The sequence below is a fragment of the Pseudomonas mosselii genome (assembly GCF_003205295.1).
In the GTDB taxonomy this organism is placed as follows: Bacteria; Pseudomonadota; Gammaproteobacteria; order Pseudomonadales; family Pseudomonadaceae; genus Aquipseudomonas; species Aquipseudomonas mosselii_B.
Genome location: NZ_QJRP01000016.1, coordinates 112,626 through 130,538, shown reverse-complemented (window position 1 = coordinate 130,538; position 17,913 = coordinate 112,626). Strand labels below are relative to the sequence as shown.

Sequence of the window (17,913 nt, the reverse complement as noted above, 5' to 3'; positions counted from 1 at the left end):
CCATTCATCCGGCCCCTACGCTTCGCTCCGGGGTTCCCTCGCTCCGTTCTTGCTCCCGGGAGGACCGCGCTGAACGCCCCATCCTGGGGCGCAGCGCTTGACGGGCATCCATGCCCGTCACCTCCCTTCGCAAGAACTCCGCTCGGCCTCCTGAAGTCGCAATTGGTGTTGCCTGATCTACCGCGCGCTTAGAAGCAAAAGCAAACAGCAACAACAAGAGCGAACAACAAGAGCGAACAACAAGAGCGAACAACAAGAGCGAACAACAAGAGCGAACAACAAGAGCGAACAACAAGAGCAAGTTACTCGCATCTCACTCGTCGGTCTCTCCAGGACTTTCATGAATTGTTGACGATCTTTTCACGCCGCCCCCTCTAGCGTCGCCTACCAACCAATCCGGCAGGCAACCGCTCTCTGAGGCATACGTGTCCCGTACAACTCCCCCCGCTCGCACATCCATCGACTGGCCCGGTCTCGGCTGGCTCCTGCTGTTCTTCTGGTACTTCTCCGGCGTCACCCAGGCCCTGCTGCTGTTCAGCGGCACCACCGGCTTCGCCGGCTTGCGCGACGCCCTGTTCCTCAGCAGCCTTTGGCTGGCACCGGTCCTGCTGCTACCACGCCTGACCCGCCCCCTCGCCGCCCTGATCGGACTGGTGTTGTGGGCCAGCTCGCTGGTCGGCCTGAGCTATTTCGGCATCTACCACCAGGAGTTCTCGCAGAGCGTCATCTTCGTGATGTTCGAATCCAACACTGCAGAAGCCGGGGAATACTTCAGCCAGTACTTCAGCGTCTGGCTATGCCTGGGGCTGCTGCTCTACAGCGCAATCGCCGTGCTGCTGTGGCGGCGCATCCGCCCAGTCACCCTGCCACTGCACAGCCGCCTGCCGGTGGTCGCCGTGTTGCTGACAGCAACCCTGGGCTACCCGTTCTACAAGCAAATGGCCTCCCAACAACGCAGCTTCGCCGACGCCCAGGAAAAGGTCGAACAGCGCATGGCGGCCGCGGTGCCCTGGCAACTGGTGGTCGGCTACCGGCAATACCGCCAGCAGCTGGACAACATGCAGGCCCTGCTGGAGCAGAACGCCGCCCTGGCGCCACTGCGAAACCTCAAGGACAACAGCGGTGACGCGCCGCGCACCCTGGTACTGGTGCTAGGCGAATCCACCACCCGCGAACACATGCACCTCTACGGCTACAACCGCGACACCACGCCGAACCTCGATGCCCTGGCCGCCCGCGACAAGGGCCTCACCGTGTTCCGCAACGTCGTCTCGCCACGCCCATACACCATCGAAGTGATGCAGCAGATCCTGACCTTCGGCGATCAACAGCACCCTGACCGCTTCCTTACCGACCCGTCGCTGATCAACCTGATGAAACAGGCCGGCTACAAGACCTTCTGGATCACCAACCAGCAGACGATGACCAAGCGCAACACCATGCTCACCAGCTTCTCGCAGCAGACGGACGTGCCGGTCTACCTGAACAACCAGCGAAACCAGAACGCCAGCCAGTACGACAGCGTGGTGCTGGAGCCCTTCGAAAAAGCCCTGCAGGACCCGGCCGGCAAGAAGCTGATCATCGTCCACCTGCTCGGCACGCACATGGATTACCGCTACCGCTATCCGGCCGGTTTCGACCATTTCAAGGACAACACCGGCGCGCCGGCGGCGCTGTCCCCCGACCAGGTACGGACCTACAACTTCTATGACAACGCCGTGCGCTACAACGACTTCGTCGTGTCCGACCTGATCAAGCGCTATTCGGCCAGCACACCGAACGGCTTCCTGCTGTACCTCTCCGACCATGGCGAGGACGTCTACAGTTCCGGCAATCATGATCGCCTCGGCCGCAACGAGGCCGCCCCGACCCGGCCCATGTACACCATCCCCTTCCTCCTGTGGACCTCGCCCAGCTGGCAAGCGGCACACCCGCGCGACCTGCAGTCGATGGCCAACCGCCCCTATAGCAGCGCACACCTGATCCACACCCTGTCCGACCTTGCGGGCCTGAGCTACGACCGCTACGAGCCGGCCAAGAGCCTGGTCAACGACGCCTTCACCGCCAGCCCACGCTGGATCGGCGACCCGTACGCGAAAAACGGGCTGCATGAATTCGACAACCTGCCCGGCGCCCAGGCGAAACAGGACCCGCGGACCGCCAGCAGCTACACGATTCGCCCTGACAAGGGCTAACAGCCCCGACGAGGCTGCCCTCATACCAATCCCTCCGCTTGAAGGGACACGCCCCCAAAACCGATATCTGGTCTCTCAGATATCGGTTTTTTGTTGCATCAATGATGAATAAATTTCCGCCATATTGTTTCGTACATTTCATGATAAATACAAAACGACAATATTCCACTTCAGAATGACGTCACTGCATCTCAGCAAATACGGGAAACTCAGATGAATGCGTGCGAATACCCGCTTTGGCACATGATCAAAACGACGAAATTAAACATTCCAAAATGGAATGATGTAGCAACTAATTGTCGTTTGTTGAGAACGCCTTTCAACGCCAATACTGATTTCAATCAATGCAATCGCGACCGCCGCGGCACTGGAGAAGCCGCCGGCCGACCGGCGCCCAAACCGCGCCTGTCACCTGCAACTGGAAGTGGTCAGATCACAACAAAAACAACAACTCACCCGAATGCAGATCCAATAGGTTGCCCATGACCCATTCGAACAACAATGCAAGTTTGACTGCCGCAACCCCGCCTTCCGGACATCTCAAACGCACCCTCACCAGCCGCCATCTGAACATGATCGCCATCGGCGGCTCCATCGGCACCGGCCTGTTCGTCTCCTCCGGCGCCACCATCGCCCAGTCCGGCCCCGGCGGCGCACTGCTGGCCTTCGCGGTGATCGGCCTGATGGTCTACTTCCTGATGACCAGCCTCGGTGAGATGGCCGCGTGCATGCCGGTCAGCGGCTCGTTCTCCACCTATGCCTCGCGCTACGTCGAAGAAAGCTTCGGTTTCGCCCTGGGCTGGAACTACTGGTACTCCTGGGCCGTGACCATCGCCGTGGACCTGGTGGCCGTGCAGATCATCATGCTCTACTGGTTCCCGGACACCCCCGGGGTGATCTGGAGCGCGGCCTTCCTGGTGCTGCTGTTCGCCCTCAACGTCGCCTCGGTACGCTTCTTCGGCGAGGCGGAGTTCTGGTTCGCCCTGATCAAGGTCATCACCATCATCATCTTCATCGCCGTGGGCGTACTGATGCTGCTGGGCATCCTCGAAGGCGGCCAGGACGGCGGCGCCCACCTCTGGCAGATTGGTGACGCCCCCATCGCCGGTGGCCTGCCAGCGCTGATCGGCGTGGCGATGATCGTCGGCTTCTCGTTCCAGGGCACCGAGTTCGTCGGCATCGCCGCTGGCGAAACGGAAAACCCGGGGCGCAACATTCCCAAGGCCGTGCGCCAGATCTTCTGGCGCATCCTGCTGTTCTACGTGCTCACCATCGTCGTGATCGGCCTGCTGATCCCCTACACCGACCCACGACTGCTCAAGGACGGCCTGTCGGACGTCACCATCAGCCCGTTCACCCTGATCTTCGCCAAGGCCGACATGCTCGCCGCCGCCGCCGTGATGAACGCGGTGATCCTGACCTCGGTGCTGTCCGCCGGCAACTCAGGCATGTACGCCTCCTCGCGCATGCTCTACAGCCTGGCACTGGAGCGCAAGGCGCCGGCCATCTTCGCCAGGGTAACTCGCAGCGGCACACCGGTCTGGGCGCTGCTGGCCACCGCCGCGGTCGCCGGCCTGTGTCTGCTGAGCTTCCTGTTCAGCCCAGGCAAGCTCTACCTGTGGCTGCTCAACACCTCCGGCATGCTCGGCTTCATCGCCTGGCTGGGCATCGCGATCAGCCATTACCGCTTCCGCCGCGGCTACCTGTTCCATGGCAACGACCTGGCGAAACTGCCGTATGTGTCGAAGTACTTCCCGTTCGGCCCACTGTTCGCCTTCGGCCTGTGCATGGTGGTGATGCTCGGACAGAACTACCAGGCATTCATCGGCGGGCAGATCGACTGGATCGGCGCCTTCGCCACCTACGTCGGTCTGGTGCTGTTCGTGGTGGTCTGGTTCGGGCACAAGCTGATTACAGGTTCCAGGGTGGTGCGCTACAGGGAAATGGACTTCTCCAGCATCGAGATGCGCAAGGCCGAACGCAGCAAGGCAGAGCCCGCCGGCGATGCGCTCGCGGCCAGCCAGCAGCCCGCCTGAACACTCCATTGGCGGACCCGCTCCGGTCCGCCCACCACTGCTCCGGGACCCTGATGAACAGCACCTTCGACTCCTACTACGAAGCCACCGCCAGCAGAACCTTCTACCCCACCCAGAGTGGGCGCACCGATACCCGCGTATGCATCCTCGGTGGCGGCCTGGCAGGTCTGTCGACCGCGATAGGGCTGGCCGAGCGCGGAGTGAGCGATGTGACGCTCCTCGAGTCGCAACGCGTCGGCCATGGCGCCTCGGGACGCAACGGCGGCTTCGTCTTCGGCGGCTACAGCCTCGGCAACGCCGACCTGCTGTCGGCGCTGGGCGCCAACGAGGCCCGCAAGCTGTATCGGCTGACACTCGACGCCGTCGACCTGATCCGCGAACGCACCCGCCGCTATGCCATCGACTGCGACCTCATCGACCAAGGCGTGATCCTCGCCAACTGGTTCAACGACCCATCACGCCTTGAGAAACCGCGTCAGCTGATGAAGCAGGCCTATGGCGTCGACTGGGAGTACATCGCCCCCGGCGAGCTGAAGGAACAGCTCAGGACAGAGCGCTATTACGGCGGACTGCTGGAGCGCAACGCATTCCACTTCCACCCGCTCAAGTATGTCTGCGGCATCGCCCAGGCTGCCGCCCGGGCCGGAGTGACGATCTTTGAGCAGTCGCCGGTGACCGGCATCGAGAAGAAGACAGGCGGCTATATCGTGCGAACCGGCCAGGGCGAAGTTCATGCCGAGGAAGTGGTGTTCTCCGCAGGGGGCTATAGTCGCGGCGTCTATGCCCCGATCGAACGCGCCGTGCTGCCGATCGCCACCTACGTAGTGACCACCCCGCCACTGGGCGCGCGCCTGCCGGATGCCATCGACTGCCAGTCGGCCATCTACGACACGCGCTTCGCCTTCGATTACTACCGCCCGCTGAAAGACACCCGGATTCTCTGGGGCGGGCGCATCTCCATCCTCGACCGCGGGCCACAGGCCATCGCCAGACTGCTCAAGGCCGACCTGGTGAGCGTCTACCCGCAACTCGAGGATGTGGAGCTGGAATATTCCTGGGGCGGACTGATGAGCTACGGGCGTCACCAGATGGCGCAGATCGGCCAGGACCATAACGGTATCTGGCACGCCGTCGGCTTCGGCGGCCATGGCATGGCACCGACCACGGTCGCCGGCGAAGTCCTGGCGGACGCCATAGCCCGCCACCTGCCGATCCCGAGCGGTTTCAGCCAGTTCGGCCTCGACCGCACCTTCGGGATGGCCGGCCTGGTGGTCGCGCAGGCCACCTACACCGCCTACCAGACGCGCGATGCCTTCGATGCCCGGCGACTGAACCGCTGACAGTGAGTCAGGCCACTTTTCGACAGACATGAAAAAGCCCGCCATGAAGGCGGGCTCTTTCGTACAGCATATGGTGGGTCGTGTAGGATTCGAACCTACGACCAATTGGTTAAAAGCCAACTGCTCTACCAACTGAGCTAACGACCCGTTGGATGGCGCGTATATTACTGATTTCTCAGAGGAAATCAACACCCCATCGCAAAAATTTTCAAAAATACCGGGTGGGATCCTCTACGCCGGCCGCCTTGAAGCCGTCGGCACGCAGGCGGCAGCTGTCACACTTGCCGCAGGCACGCCCGTCGTCGTCGGCCTGGTAGCAGGAAACGGTCAGGCTGTAGTCCACGCCACGGGCAATGCCCGCCTGGACGATCTGCGCCTTGCTCAGGTTCTGCAACGGTGCCTGGATACGGAACCCCTGCCCTTCCACGCCCGCCTTGGTGGCCAGGTTGGCCATGCGCTCGAAGGCCTCGACGAATTCCGGACGGCAGTCCGGGTAGCCGGAGTAGTCCACGGCGTTGACACCGATGAAGATGTCACGGGCTTCGAGCACCTCCGCCCAGCCCAGGGCCAGGGACAGGAACACAGTGTTGCGGGCTGGCACGTAGGTGACCGGAATCCCCTCGCTCGGCGCCTCGGGCACATCGATGCTGCTGTCGGTCAGGGCCGAGCCGCCGATACCGTCGAGGTTCAGGCCGATCACCTTGTGTTCGACCACGCCCAAGTCACGAGCCACCCGCGCCGCGGCGTTGAGCTCGGCGCGATGGCGCTGGCCGTAGTCGAAGCTCATGGTGTAGCACTGGTAGCCGTCGGCCTTGGCCATGGCCACCACGGTGGCCGAGTCCAGGCCACCGGAAAGCAGGATTACCGCGCGTTTGTCAGTCATGTCTTTCTCCTCAACGTCCGGGTTCGTCGTTCCATAGCAGCTTGTGCAACTGCAGCTGGAAACGCACGGGCAGGTTGTCGGCGACGATCCAGTCGGCCAGGTCGGTGGCGCTCACCTGATGGTGGCTGGGCGAGAACAGCACCTCCCCGGCGCGCTCGGCCAGGTTGTACTGAATCAGCTTGGAAACCGCCCAATCGTAGTCCTCGCGGGAACAGATGACGAACTTGACCTGATCGTTGCCGGTCAGCAGCTCGATGTTCTCGTAGCGGTTGCGATGGGACTCTTCCGAGCCTGGGGTCTTGAGGTCGACCACACGGCTGACCCGGATGTCGACGCCACTGATGTCGAGGGCGCCGCTGGTTTCCAGCGACACGTCATAACCGGCGTCGCACAGACGCTGCAGCAAAGGCAGTGCATTGGGCTGGGCCAGCGGTTCGCCACCGGTCACGCAGACATAGCGCGGCCTGAAGCCGGCCACCTGCTCGAGGATCGAATCGAGGGTGCGAAGGGTGCCGCCACTGAAGGCATAGGCACTGTCGCAGTACTGGCAGCGCAGGGGGCAACCGGTCAGGCGCACGAAAACCGTGGGCAGCCCGGCCGTTCGCGTTTCACCCTGCAACGAGTAAAACACTTCGGTGATGCGTAATGTGTCTTGCATGATCGCCACGGGCGTGACAGCTGAACAGGCTGTCCGCCTCCGTCAGGCACTGTCGCGGACTCGACATGGCGTTATCCGCGGCAGCGTGTTTAGGAAAAAAGGGCAGTGATTCTAACGAAAAAACCCGCGACAGGCGCGGGTTTCTTTATCAACGGGTCGCTCAGAGCTTCTGCAGGTCGCGCTGGGCCAGTTGTGCGGCGGAGGTGCCGGGGTACTGGGTGATGACCTGCTGCAGGATGCCCTTGACCTTGTCGGTGTGGCCCATGCGGCGCTCGACATCGGCCAGCTTGTACAGCGAGTCCGGCACCTTGCTGTGTTTCGGGTACTTCTGGCCGACCTCGGCGAAAGCCTGGCTGGCGCCCTGCAGGTCGCCCTTGGCCAGGTTGACCTCGCCGAGCCAGTACTGGGCATTGCCGGCGTACTGGCTGTTGGGGTACTTGCGCAGGAAGGCGTTGAAGGCCTGGCTGGCCTTGTCGAAGTCCTTCTGCTTGATCAGGTCGAAAGCGGCGTCGTAATACAGCTTCTCTTTCGCCGGATCACCCGGCTCGCTGCTGGCGGCCGGTGGCTGCGCGGCACTGGCGCCGGCAGCGGCACCCGTGGCTGCGTTGTTCGCGCCACCGGTGGAGGAATTGTCTGGAGTCGCGGCAGACGCGGCACCGCTGCTGATGCGGCGGTCGAGATCCTGGTAGCGCTCGAGGTTTTCCTGCTTCATGCGCGACACATCGTTCTGCAACTCTTCGATGATGCCTTGCTGGCGGGAAATCTGGTCCTGCATCTGCTGCAGCTGCATGAACAGCTGGCCATTTGCAGAAGCAGGGGCCGAAGCCCCTGCTCCGGCATAGGCGCCGCTCGTGCCATAACCCGCAGGTGGATAACCACCCGCGTTGTCATCTACTACGGGAACCGCAGCCCACGCCGAAAGGGGCAGGCTGAGTGCGAGGACGGTTACAGCACGACGGCACATACGCATAAGAACTTACTTACGCAGTTCTACGCGACGGTTTTGAGCCCAGGACTGCTCGTCGTTGCCGGTGGCAACTGGACGCTCTTCGCCGTAGGAAACCAGTTCCAGCTGAGCAGGGGAAACGCCCTGCAGAACCAGGTAGCGCTGAACGGCCTTGGCACGACGCTCACCCAGAGCCATGTTGTACTCGCGGGTGCCGCGCTCGTCGGTGTTGCCTTCCAGGACAACGCGGTTGCCGTTGGACTTCAGGTCCTTGGCGTGAACGTCCAGGGAGCGCATGGCTTCTGGCTTCAGGTCCGAGCTGTCGTATTCGAAGTAGAAGGTGGTGATTGCGCGCAGGGCGGCTTCTTCGCTCAGGGAGCCGTCAACAGCGCCAGTGTTGGCACCGTAGCCAGCGTTCGGATCAACAGCGCCTTCACCAGCGTTGTCGCCGCCTTTCGAGGAGCAACCTACAGCTACAGCCATGGCCAGAGCCAGCGCAGCGAATTTACCAAACTTCAGCATTTCCATCGTGAAACTCCTAATGAAACCCCAGTGTGTTAAGCAAAACGTGTTACGCCGCAATCAGTTCAGGTAAGGGGACCAGGACGGTTCTCTGACTTCGCCTTGAGCGGTAGGAAGTGGGAGCCTCACGCGGCCGTTAAGCGACACGAGCATCAAGACTCCCCGGCCCTGCTGGCGGGTGGCGTAGATTAGCATGGTGCCGTTTGGCGCAACAGTGGGAGACTCATCAAGACTGGTCTCGGTGAGAATCTTTACACTTCCGCGTTGCAGGTCCTGGGCGGCCACCTTGAAGTTGGTGAAGCCCTGCTGGCGATGGATCATCACCAGGGTCTTTTCGTCCGCCGACAGTTTCGGGTTGGCGTTGTAGTTACCCACGAATGTCACGCGCTCGGCGCCACCGCCACCAACCGACTGCTTGTAGATCTGCGGCTTGCCGCCACGGTCGGAGGTGAAGTACAGGGTGTTGCCATCCTTGCCCCAGAACGGCTCGGTATTGATGCCCGGGCCTGCGGTCACGCGGGTGATCTGGCGCGAAGCCACGTTCATCACGTAGATGTCCGGGTTGCCGTCCTTGGACAGCACGAACGCCAGGCGGGTGCCGTCAGGCGACCAGGCCGGGGCGCCGTTCAGGCCCTCGAAGTTGGTGATCTGCTCGCGGCGGCCGGTGTCGATGTGCTGGATGAAGATGCGCGGGCGCTTCTGCTCGAACGAGACATAGGCGATACGCTTGCCATCCGGCGCGAAACGCGGCGACAGGATCGGTTCACGCGACTGCAACAGGGTCACTGCACGGGCACCGTCGTAGTCCGAACGCTGCAGGGTGTAGCGGGTGTTGTTGGTCGAGAAACGCTCGGCAGTCACATACAGCATGCGGGTCGAGAACGCACCCTTGATACCGGTGAGTTTCTCGAACGACTGGTCGGCGATGTAGTGAGCCATGTCACGCAGTTGGTCAACGCCGCCGGCAACGCTACCGGTCAGCACCTGCTGTTCGGTGGCCACGTTGAACAGCGCATAGCTCACCTGCAGGCGACCGCCTGCCGGGACGATGCTGCCGACCATGACGTACTGGGCGCCCAGGGCTTTCCAGTCACGGAAGATCACTTCGCTGGCCTGGGTCGGCAAGCTGATCATGTTCTGCCGCGGGATCGGCCCATAGTAGCCGGAGTTGCGCAGGTCGTTGCTGATGATGTCGGCCATGTCTTCGGGCAGCACGCTGCCGCCCTGCACGCCGAACGGTACTACCGCAATGGGGGTTGCCCGGTCGCTACCGCTGGTGACCAGGATGTTCTTTTCCTCTGCCATGGCCATGCCTGCCACGCAGCAGAGCAAGACCAGGAGTCCTCTCAGACGTTTAATCACAACGCTAGATCCTCAGGTGTAAATGTCATCTTGAATGAACGATACGGATTGAAATCGCTCGGCTTCAAGCCCTGCATTTCGGTCAACCGACCAATGTTCTTCACCGCGGCCACGGCCGAGCTGTCGAACGGGCCGTCACCGCTGGACTTGGCCACACTCACGTTGGTGATGGTGCCGTCCGGCAGCATGTTGATCTGCAGAACTACCGTCATGCCCTTGCGCGCAGATGGCGGACGCGCCCAACCTTCGGCCGCGCGCATGCGGATCAGGTCGTCGAAGTCGCCGGCCACCTGGTCACCCTGCTCGTCGGCCAGCGCCTGCTGCCGCTCGGTGGTGTCGGACAACAGCTCGGCGAGCGCCTGGGCCTTCTTGTCTTCCGCCGCCTTGCGGGCCGCTTCCTGTGCCTTTTTCTTCTGGGCGTCTGCCGCGGCCTTTTTCTTGGCCTCTTCAGCTGCCTTCTTCTTCGCGTCCTCGGCCGCCGCTTTCTTCTTGGCGTCCTCGGCTGCTTTTTTCTTCGCGTCTTCGGCGGCTTTCTTCTTCGCCTCTTCCGCAGCTTGTTTCTTGGCTTCTTCCTCGGCCTGCTTCTTGGCCTCTTCCTCAGCCTTTTTCTTGGCGATGTCGGCCTGTTGCTTTTCAGCGGCCTTCTTCGCTTCCTCGGCTTTCTTGGCCTCGGCGGCCTTCTTCTGCTCGGCGGCCTCGGCTTTCTTCGCCTCGGCGGCTTCGCGAGCCTCCTCGGCCTTTTGAGCGGCGTCGGCTTTCTTTTGTTCCGCGGCCTTCACGGCCTCCTGCTCGACCTTCTTCTGCTCAAGCTGCTCGACCTCGGTCTGGCGCGAGGCAGTCTTCTTCGCTTCCCCGGCAATCTTCTGATTGGTCTGGGTGGTCGCCTGGCTCTTGGACTTGAGCTGGTAGAGCGTGGCCTGGACGATGGGCTTGGACGGCGGCAGCTCGGGCGTCATGGCAAAGCTGACGAACAGCATGCCGAACACCAGCACATGCAGGCCAATGGCCCAGACACTGGGCCAGAAGTAGCTTTCCGAGGCGGATGGCTCTCGCTGTTGCATCAGGGCGCCTCGGTAATCAGGCCAACGTTACCGACACCGGCCTTCTGCAACCCGCCCATGGCGCCCATGACCGCACCGTAGTCGACGGCCTTGTCGCCACGGATGAAGACCTGGGTCTGCTTGCCCTGGTCACGGCCGGCGGCGATGATCTTGGTCACTGCACCGGTCATTTCCGGCAAGGTCATGGCCTTGTCCATCTGCTTGTCGGTGTCGACTTCGCTGCCAAGGTTCCAGTAGTAGGTCTTGTCGGCCTTGATCGAGATGGTCAGGACCTGAACATTGTTGTCCTGCGGCAGGGCTTCGCTGGAAACCTTGGGCAGGTCCACCTTCACGCCCTGGTTGAGCATGGGGGCGGTCACCATGAAGATGACCAGCAGCACCAGCATCACGTCGATGTAGGGCACCACGTTCATCTCGGCGACCGGCTTGCGTTTGTGGCGAACTCGGGCCATGGGTTTCTACCTGATCACTCTTCGCTGGTGTGTACTTTGCGGTGCAGGATCGCCTGGAACTCATCGGCGAAGGTGTAGTAGCGGCCAATCAGCACTTCACTGCGCGCGGCAAAACGGTTGTAGGCGATAACGGCCGGGATCGCGGCGAACAGGCCGATCGCAGTGGCGATCAGGGCCTCGGCGATGCCGGGAGCCACGGTGGCCAGGGTCGCCTGCTGGGCGCTGGCCAGGCCGCGGAACGAGTTCATGATGCCCCACACGGTACCGAACAGGCCGATGTACGGGCTGGTGGAACCGACGGTGGCCAGGAACGGCAGGCTCTGCTCGAGCTTTTCTTCCTCGCGGGAAATGGCCACGCGCATGGCGCGACCGACACCTTCCATGACTGCATCCGGGTCGACGCCCGGCTGCTGGCGCAGGCGCGAGAACTCCTTGAAGCCGGCGCGGAACACCTGCTCGACACCCGAGTCCGGGTCAGGGTTGCTGCCCGCCTGACGGTACAGCTTGGACAGGTCGATGCCCGACCAGAAGCGCTCTTCGAAAGCGTCCAGTGCACGACGACCGGCGCGCAGCATGGTGCTGCGCTGGAAGATCATGATCCAAGAGGTCACCGAGGCTGCCACGAGGGTCAGCATTACCAGCTGAACCACGACACTGGCATTGGCGACCAGGCTCCACATGGAGGTATGGTCGACGACGTTTGCTTCCACGCTTATTCTCCTGCGTTCGATTGAGTACCCGTGCCATCCGCCAGGAACGCGTCGCGCAGCGCTGGGGGAATGGCTCGGGGTTTGAAAGTGTCGGCGCGCACGGCGGCCACCAGGAACTGCCCCTCGCAGAGCAGCACTTCGTCCTTTGTTCGCCACACCTGCTGCACGAAGCGCAGGCTGGCACGATTCAATTCAAGCACTTGCGCGGTCACCCACAGTTCATCGTCCAAGCGGGCCGGCGCGTGGTAGCGCGCCTCGCTGGAATGGACCACGAACAGCAGGTTGTCCTGCGCCAGCTGGGCCTGGGAGAACCCCAGGTGACGCAGCCGTTCGGTGCGGGCGCGCTCCATGAACTTGAGGTAGTTGACGTAATACACCACGCCACCGGCGTCGGTATCCTCGTAATAGACGCGACAGCGGTGTGCGAACGGTTCCAGCCCATTTTGCGCGCGCATACTCTAGTGGTTACTCCCGAACTTGCCAATCCGCCCCGGCAACTGTTTTTTCATCGATAATGTCGTATTGCCAGCGAGCCTGCGGCGTGCCAGCGGTAGGACCACGAAAATCCCGATTCGATCTGTCATTCGTCGTCCTGGGCGGCATATTCGCCACCTTCGCAGAAACGCCCAGGGATGTTCAGGCCAAAATGCAGGTAGGCATGCCGGGTGACCACGCGACCCCGCGGGGTACGCATGATGTAGCCCTGCTGGATCAGATAGGGCTCGAGCACGTCCTCGATGGTGTGGCGTTCTTCGCCGATCGCAGCGGCAATGTTGTCGAGCCCCACCGGACCACCGTCGAACTTCTCGATCATGGTCAGCAACAGGCGTCGGTCGGAGTGATCAAAGCCACGCTCGTCGACATCCAGCAGGTTCAGCGCCATGTCCGCGACCGCTTTGGTGATCTCGCCCTTGCCACGCACTTCGGCAAAGTCGCGCACCCGCCGCAGCAGGCGATTGGCAATCCGCGGCGTGCCCCGCGCCCGACGGGCGATCTCGAAGGCCCCCTTGTCGTCCATGGGCAAGCCAAGGATGCCAGCCGAACGACTGACGATGGTCGACAGGTCCCTGTCGCTGTAGAACTCGAGGCGCTGGACGATACCGAAGCGGTCACGCAGCGGGTTGGTCAGCATGCCGGCGCGGGTGGTGGCGCCGACCAGGGTGAACGGCGGCAGATCGAGCTTGATCGAGCGTGCGGCCGGGCCTTCGCCGATCATGATGTCCAGCTGGAAGTCTTCCATCGCTGGATAGAGCACTTCCTCGACCACTGGCGACAACCTGTGGATCTCGTCGATGAACAGCACATCATGAGGTTCGAGGTTGGTCAGCATTGCCGCGAGGTCGCCCGGGCGCTCGAGGATCGGCCCCGAGGTGCTCTTGACCGACACGCCCATCTCCTGGGCAATGATGTTGGCCAGGGTGGTCTTGCCCAGGCCGGGCGGGCCGAAGATCAGCGTATGGTCGAGAGACTCGTTGCGCCCGCGCGCGGCCTGGATGAACAGCGCCATCTGCTCGCGCACCACCGGTTGGCCGATGTACTCGTCCAGGCGCAGCGGGCGGATCGCCCGGTCCTGGACCTCTTCACGATCACGTCCGGAGGCGGCGATCAGGCGGTCGGTCTCGATCACTTGGTAATCATCCCTTTAAGGCTGCGACGGATCAGTTCCTCGCTGCTGAGGCCCGCCTTGTCCTTGATCGCGGCAATCGCCTTGCTCGCCTCCTGTGGCTTGTAGCCCAGGGAGACCAGGGCACTGACCGCATCGGCCTCGGCCGAGGACTCACTGGACACCGGCAGCGGGCCATCGGAAACCAGGGTGAACATCGCCGGGGAGGTTTCCCACGCCTTGAAGCGATCCTTGAGCTCGACCAGCAGGCGCTCGGCGGTCTTCTTGCCGACGCCGGGCACGCGCACCAGGACCGATGCATCCTGGGCCTGCACGCAGCGCACCAGTTCATCCACTTCCAGGCCGGACATCAGCGCCAGCGCCAGCTTCGGCCCCACGCCATTGAGGCGGATCAGCTCGCGAAACAGCTCACGCTCGCGCTTTTCCGCGAAACCATAGAGCAGGTGGGCGTCTTCGCGTACCACCAGGTGGGTGTGCACGGTCACTGCCTCGCCGACCTTGGGCAGGCGATACAGGGTGGTCATCGGCACTTCGAGCTCATAGCCCACGCCGTTGACATCGATAATCAGGTGCGGCGGCTGTTTTTCCGCCAGGGTGCCACGCAAACGTCCAATCACGTTCCGTTCCTTCCTCTCGGGCGCCGGTCGAAAACCGGTCCACCCTATCAGCAAATGCGCCGGGAGCGCGCGCCACCCGGACAAAATGTGTATCAGCGCATGAAGCGGTTACAGACGCAAGCGCCCGCCACGCCGCCGCGCCGTCGCCAACCCATGGGGAATCAGGCTGGAACGGGTATGGGCATGGCACAGGGCGATGGCCAGGGCGTCGGAAGCGTCGATCTGCGGTTTCTGGGTCAACTTGAGCAGGTGCATGACCATCATCATCACCTGCTCTTTATTGGCCCCGCCGGTGCCGGCCACGGCCTGCTTGACCTGGCTGGCGGTATATTCGGCGATCTCCAGGCCCGCCTCGGCCGCAGCGACGATGGCAGCGCCCCGGGCCTGGCCCAGCTTGAGCGCCGAATCGGCGTTGCGCGCCATGAACACCCGCTCGATGCCCATGGTCACCGGGCCATGCTCACGGATGATCTCGCTCACGCCACGAAAGACGATCTGCAGTCGCTCGGGCAGCTCGCCGCCGCCGGTGCGGATACAGCCCGAGGCCACATATTCGCAACCACGGGCGGTCTGGCGGACCACGCCGAAGCCGGTGATGCGCGAGCCGGGGTCGATACCAAGAATCAGAGTCATAGTGCCTGTGGAAAAATTGATGCATCTCGGCAAACTGTGCCGGCCCCTTCGCGGGTAAACCCGCTCCCACAGGTACTGCACCACGTTCAGAGTCGGTGCAGTACCTGTGGGAGCGGGTTTACCCGCGAAAGGGCCGGGACAGGCGCTGACAAATTCAAAGAACCGGCAAGGATCGCCAGAACACCTTAGCCGAGGCTTTCCATGATCTCATCGGAGATCTGCGCATTGGAGTAGACGTTCTGCACGTCATCCAGGTCCTCGAGCATGTCGATCAGCTTGAGCACCTTCTGCGCGCCGTCCTCGTCCAGCTCGGCGCTGGTGGTCGGCTGCATCACGATCTCGGCGTCCGAGGCCTTGAAACCGGCCTCTTCGAGCGCATTGCGCACGGCATAGAAGCTGTTGAACGAGGTGAACACCTCGAAGGAGCCATCGTCGTTGGCCACCACGTCGTCGGCGTCGGCCTCCATCGCGGCCTCCATCAGCGCGTCCTCGTCGACCTTCAGTTCGGCGGCGAAGCTGATCTGCCCCTTGCGCTCGAACAGGTAGGCCACCGAGCCGTCGGTGCCCAGGTTGCCACCACACTTGGTGAAGGCATGACGCACGGCGGCGGCGGTACGGTTGCGGTTGTCGGTCATGGCCTCGACCATGATCGCCACGCCGCCCGGGCCGTAGCCCTCGTAGCTCAGCTCTTCGACGTTGTCGCTTTCGTTGGTGCCGGCACCACGGGCCACGGCGCGATCGATGATGTCGCGACTCATGTTGGCCCCCAGGGCCTTGTCCAGCGCCAGGCGCAGGCGCGGGTTGGAGGCCGGGTCAGGGCCGCCCTGCTTGGCCGCGACGGTCAGTTCGCGGATCCACTTGGTGAAGACCTTGCCTCTCTTGGCATCCTGGCGCTCTTTGCGGTGCTTGATGTTCGCCCACTTGGAATGACCAGCCATAACGACTCCGAATCCTTGAAACAGAAACAGGTTCCGCCCCGAAGGGCGGAACGTGAAGAATCCTGCGCCTCAAGCGCGGGGGCGCCCCATTGCCGGGACGCCCCGGTCGATCACTCGACCTTGGTCTGCTCGCGCAGACGGATGTGCAGCTCGCGCAGGGCCTTGGCGTCGACCAAGCCAGGGGCCTGGGTCATGACGCACGCGGCGCTCTGGGTTTTCGGGAAGGCGATCACTTCACGGATCGACTGGGCGCCGGTCATCAGCATGACCAGGCGATCCAGGCCGAAGGCCAGGCCACCGTGAGGCGGCGCGCCAAACTTCAGGGCGTCGAGCAGGAAGCCGAACTTCTCTTCCTGTTCCGCCGCTTCGATACCGAGCAGACGGAAGACAGCCTGCTGCATCTCTTTGCGGTGGATACGGATCGAACCGCCACCCAGCTCGGTGCCGTTCAGGACCATGTCGTAGGCACGCGACAGCGCGGTGGCCGGGTTGGCCTCCAGCTCTTCGGGGGTGCACTTCGGCGCGGTGAACGGGTGGTGCAGCGCGGTGAAGCTGCCGTCTTCGTTCTCTTCGAACATCGGGAAGTCGACGACCCACATCGGCGCCCACTGGCAGGTCAGCAGCTCGAAGTCGTGGCCCAGGCGGATACGCAGCGCGCCCAGGGCTTCGCTGACGATCTTGAACTTGTCGGCACCGAAGAACACGATGTCGCCATCGACCGCACCCACGCGATCGAGGATGTTGTTGAGGTTGGCCTCGGGGATGTTCTTGACGATCGGCGACTGCAGACCCTCGACACCCTTGGCGCGCTCGTTGACCTTGATGTAGGCCAGGCCCTTGGCACCGTAGATGCCGACGAACTTGGTGTACTCGTCGATCTTGCTGCGCGGCATGCTGGCGCCGCCCGGCAGGCGCAGGGCGGTGACGCGGCACTTCGGATCGTTGGCGGGGCCGGCGAAGACCTTGAAGTCGACATCCTTCAGCTGGTCGGCGACGTCGACCAGTTCCAGCGCAATACGCAGGTCCGGTTTGTCGGAACCGTAGCGGCGCATGGCTTCTTCGAAGGTCATGTGCGGGAATTCACCGAATTCCAGGTCCAGCACTTCCTTGAACAGCTTGCGGATCATGCTTTCGGTCAGGCCCATGATCTCGGACTCGTCGAGGAAGCTGGTCTCGATGTCAATCTGGGTGAATTCCGGCTGGCGGTCGGCGCGCAGGTCTTCGTCGCGGAAGCACTTGGCGATCTGGTAGTAGCGGTCGAAGCCGGCGACCATCAGCAACTGCTTGAACAGCTGCGGCGACTGCGGCAGGGCGAAGAAGCTGCCGGCGTGGGTGCGGCTCGGCACCAGGTAGTCGCGCGCGCCTTCAGGGGTGGCGCGGGTCAGGATCGGTGTTTCGACGTCGAGGAAGCCGTTCTCGTCGAGGAAGCGACGGATGCTGCTGGTGATGCGCGAACGCAGGCGCAGCTTGTCGGCCATTTCCGGACGGCGCAGGTCGATGAAGCGGTAGCGCAGGCGGGTTTCCTCGCCGACGTCGGAGTATTCGTTCAGCGGGAACGGCGGGGTTTCCGCTTCGTTGAGCACATTCAGCTGGTAGCCGAGGATCTCGATGGCGCCGGACGCCATGTTGGCGTTTACCGCGCCGTCAGGACGCTTGCGTACCTTGCCGGTGATCTGCACGACATATTCGCTGCGCACACGGTCGGCGGCGGCGAAGGTTTCGGCGCGATCCGGGTCGAACACGACCTGGGCCATGCCTTCGCGGTCACGGATGTCGAGGAAAATCACCCCGCCGTGGTCGCGGCGACGATGGACCCAGCCGCAAAGGGTGACTTCCTGGCCGTCCAGGGACTCGTTCAGTTGGCCGCAATAATGGCTGCGCATCATGATGGTGGTTTCGCTTCTCGTGATTCGTGTGTTCGGTGGAGGTCTTGGCC

18 protein-coding genes and 1 tRNA gene are annotated in these 17,913 nt (G+C 62.8%); 4 read left to right on the top strand and 15 right to left on the bottom strand.

Annotated features, from left to right (window positions below; genetic code table 11):
* Positions 1–425: 425 nt before the first annotated feature.
* The 4 genes from DMX06_RS16660 (at position 426) to DMX06_RS16650 (ending at position 5,571) form a co-directional block, all read left to right on the top strand.
* Positions 426–2,195 (top strand): phosphoethanolamine transferase CptA, encoded by a 1,770-nt coding sequence (locus DMX06_RS16660; protein ID WP_110738473.1) that lies wholly within the window; start codon positions 426–428, stop codon positions 2,193–2,195.
* 213 nt (positions 2,196–2,408) lie between these two features.
* Positions 2,409–2,681: a hypothetical protein gene (locus tag DMX06_RS26340; protein WP_181427844.1), complete on the top strand. Its 273-nt coding sequence runs from the start codon at positions 2,409–2,411 to the stop codon at positions 2,679–2,681.
* A complete protein-coding gene (locus DMX06_RS16655; protein WP_110738472.1) occupies positions 2,678–4,231 on the top strand; it encodes an amino acid permease in 1,554 nt (517 codons plus the stop codon). Before DMX06_RS26340 ends, DMX06_RS16655 begins: the two co-directional genes overlap by 4 nt.
* A 53-nt stretch (positions 4,232–4,284) precedes the next feature.
* Positions 4,285–5,571 (top strand): NAD(P)/FAD-dependent oxidoreductase, encoded by a 1,287-nt coding sequence (locus tag DMX06_RS16650; RefSeq protein ID WP_110738471.1) that lies wholly within the window; start codon positions 4,285–4,287, stop codon positions 5,569–5,571.
* A 71-nt stretch (positions 5,572–5,642) separates the two neighbouring features.
* Here DMX06_RS16650 and DMX06_RS16645 read toward each other — a convergent pair.
* From DMX06_RS16645 to aspS, 15 genes are all read right to left on the bottom strand, one after another.
* Positions 5,643–5,718, bottom strand: a tRNA-Lys gene (locus tag DMX06_RS16645).
* A 61-nt stretch (positions 5,719–5,779) separates the two neighbouring features.
* A complete protein-coding gene (queC, locus tag DMX06_RS16640) occupies positions 5,780–6,454 on the bottom strand; it encodes a 7-cyano-7-deazaguanine synthase QueC (RefSeq protein ID WP_050704481.1) in 675 nt (224 codons plus the stop codon).
* A gap of 10 nt (positions 6,455–6,464) precedes the next feature.
* The gene (gene queE / locus DMX06_RS16635) at positions 6,465–7,112 is read right to left on the bottom strand and encodes a 7-carboxy-7-deazaguanine synthase QueE (RefSeq protein ID WP_110738475.1); all 648 of its coding nucleotides are present in this window, start codon (positions 7,110–7,112) and stop codon (positions 6,465–6,467) included.
* A 160-nt stretch (positions 7,113–7,272) separates the two neighbouring features.
* Positions 7,273–8,082: a tol-pal system protein YbgF gene (gene ybgF, locus DMX06_RS16630; protein WP_110738470.1), complete on the bottom strand. Its 810-nt coding sequence runs from the start codon at positions 8,080–8,082 to the stop codon at positions 7,273–7,275.
* A 6-nt stretch (positions 8,083–8,088) separates the two neighbouring features.
* Positions 8,089–8,586 (bottom strand): peptidoglycan-associated lipoprotein Pal, encoded by a 498-nt coding sequence (pal, locus tag DMX06_RS16625; protein ID WP_011535152.1) that lies wholly within the window; start codon positions 8,584–8,586, stop codon positions 8,089–8,091.
* Positions 8,587–8,640: 54 nt separating this feature from the next.
* Positions 8,641–9,891 (bottom strand): Tol-Pal system beta propeller repeat protein TolB, encoded by a 1,251-nt coding sequence (gene tolB / locus DMX06_RS16620; RefSeq protein WP_050704479.1) that lies wholly within the window; start codon positions 9,889–9,891, stop codon positions 8,641–8,643.
* Between the two features lie 47 nt (positions 9,892–9,938).
* The gene (gene tolA, locus DMX06_RS16615) at positions 9,939–11,003 is read right to left on the bottom strand and encodes a cell envelope integrity protein TolA (RefSeq protein ID WP_110738469.1); all 1,065 of its coding nucleotides are present in this window, start codon (positions 11,001–11,003) and stop codon (positions 9,939–9,941) included.
* On the bottom strand, positions 11,003–11,455 hold the full coding sequence (gene tolR, locus DMX06_RS16610) for a protein TolR (protein ID WP_011535155.1): 453 nt from the start codon (positions 11,453–11,455) through the stop codon (positions 11,003–11,005). Before tolR ends, tolA begins: the two co-directional genes overlap by 1 nt.
* A 14-nt stretch (positions 11,456–11,469) precedes the next feature.
* Positions 11,470–12,165 (bottom strand): protein TolQ, encoded by a 696-nt coding sequence (gene tolQ, locus DMX06_RS16605; protein WP_023628695.1) that lies wholly within the window; start codon positions 12,163–12,165, stop codon positions 11,470–11,472.
* A gap of 2 nt (positions 12,166–12,167) precedes the next feature.
* The gene (ybgC, locus tag DMX06_RS16600; protein ID WP_110738468.1) at positions 12,168–12,620 is read right to left on the bottom strand and encodes a tol-pal system-associated acyl-CoA thioesterase; all 453 of its coding nucleotides are present in this window, start codon (positions 12,618–12,620) and stop codon (positions 12,168–12,170) included.
* 125 nt (positions 12,621–12,745) lie between these two features.
* Positions 12,746–13,792: a Holliday junction branch migration DNA helicase RuvB gene (gene ruvB, locus DMX06_RS16595; RefSeq protein WP_110738467.1), complete on the bottom strand. Its 1,047-nt coding sequence runs from the start codon at positions 13,790–13,792 to the stop codon at positions 12,746–12,748.
* The gene (ruvA, locus tag DMX06_RS16590; RefSeq protein WP_110738466.1) at positions 13,789–14,406 is read right to left on the bottom strand and encodes a Holliday junction branch migration protein RuvA; all 618 of its coding nucleotides are present in this window, start codon (positions 14,404–14,406) and stop codon (positions 13,789–13,791) included. The genes ruvB and ruvA overlap by 4 nt, the downstream gene beginning before the upstream one ends.
* Positions 14,407–14,514: 108 nt before the next feature.
* The gene (ruvC, locus tag DMX06_RS16585; RefSeq protein WP_110738465.1) at positions 14,515–15,039 is read right to left on the bottom strand and encodes a crossover junction endodeoxyribonuclease RuvC; all 525 of its coding nucleotides are present in this window, start codon (positions 15,037–15,039) and stop codon (positions 14,515–14,517) included.
* A gap of 185 nt (positions 15,040–15,224) precedes the next feature.
* A complete protein-coding gene (locus tag DMX06_RS16580; protein WP_110738464.1) occupies positions 15,225–15,977 on the bottom strand; it encodes a YebC/PmpR family DNA-binding transcriptional regulator in 753 nt (250 codons plus the stop codon).
* Between the two features lie 110 nt (positions 15,978–16,087).
* Positions 16,088–17,863 carry an aspartate--tRNA ligase gene (gene aspS / locus DMX06_RS16575; protein ID WP_110738463.1) on the bottom strand — a complete coding sequence of 592 codons (1,776 nt, stop codon included), beginning with the start codon at positions 17,861–17,863 and terminating at the stop codon, positions 16,088–16,090.
* Positions 17,864–17,913 lie beyond the last annotated feature (50 nt).